This window comes from Lysinibacillus sp. CNPSo 3705, from assembly GCF_028674935.1.
Lineage (GTDB): Bacteria > Bacillota > Bacilli > Bacillales_A > Planococcaceae > Lysinibacillus.
Genome location: NZ_JAQZSD010000167.1, coordinates 1 through 1103, shown reverse-complemented (window position 1 = coordinate 1103; position 1103 = coordinate 1). Strand labels below are relative to the sequence as shown.

Sequence of the window (1103 nt, the reverse complement as noted above, 5' to 3'; positions counted from 1 at the left end):
CTTTATAGATGAATTTGAGAAGGGAAAATACCCTCGTGAAATTTTTCTTGAAGCAGGTTTTGATATTGATATTATCGGCATGACACGCGTAAATAAAGCGGCCTATCGTTGGCGTACTACATATAAAGAACGTGGGATGGTGGGATTAGAGGATGCAAGAAAACATCATTCAGGTCGTCCATTAGAACGGGAATTAAGTTTAGAAGAAAAATATGAACGCTTAGAAGCGAAGATGAAATTATTAGAAGCTGAAAATGAACTTTTAAAAAAGCTGGATCAACTCGAAAGGCAGATGATGAGAAAGAAATCCAAATAACTACAACCCAAAAATTCGAGCTCATCCACCAAATCATAGAGAAGTATCAACTAAAGCGTCTTGTTCGTTATCTTTGTGAAATTACAGGTGTTTCACGTTCTGGTTTTTATCGATATTTTAGTAAGGAAGCCATCCAAAGTCGCCAAAAACAGAATGAAGCAGATGAAGGTGTGAAAGAAATTATTTTAAAGGCGTATCACTTCCGAGGTTATAAGAAAGGTGCACGTCAAATTAAAATGACCTTAGAAAATCAATATAAGATTACGTACAACTTAAAGCGTATCCGTCGCATTATGAAGAAATTTAATATTATCTGCCCAATTCGAAAAGCGAATCCAGCACGTCGTATGGCAAAAGCAACGAAGGAACATCGCACATGCCTTAACAATTTACACCGCAACTTCAAGCAAGGTGTGGCAGGAAAAGTATTACTAACCGATATCACATATTTAACATATGGAGGCGGTAAACGTGCTTATTTATCAACGATAAAAGATGCCGAAACAAATGAAATTTTAGCTTATGAAGTATCATCTACATTAAGTATGGACATTGCGCTCAACACGTTACATAAATTGAAGAAGCATCGCCATTTAAGGGAAGATGCCTTTATCCATTCGGATCAAGGTTTCCACTATACGAACCCAAAATTCCAAGCTTTAGTAAAGAAAATGGGCTTAGGGCAGTCCATGTCACGCCGAGGAAACTGTTGGGATAATGCGCCACAAGAATCATTCTTTGGGCATTTTAAAGATGAAACAACTATTAGAGCATGTGAATCGTTAGA

1 pseudogene is annotated in these 1103 nt (G+C 37.2%); it reads left to right on the top strand.

The annotated features are described in order from the left end of the window. Nucleotides 1-1103: pseudogene (locus PVA17_RS24810) on the top strand (IS3 family transposase); the annotation flags it as partial.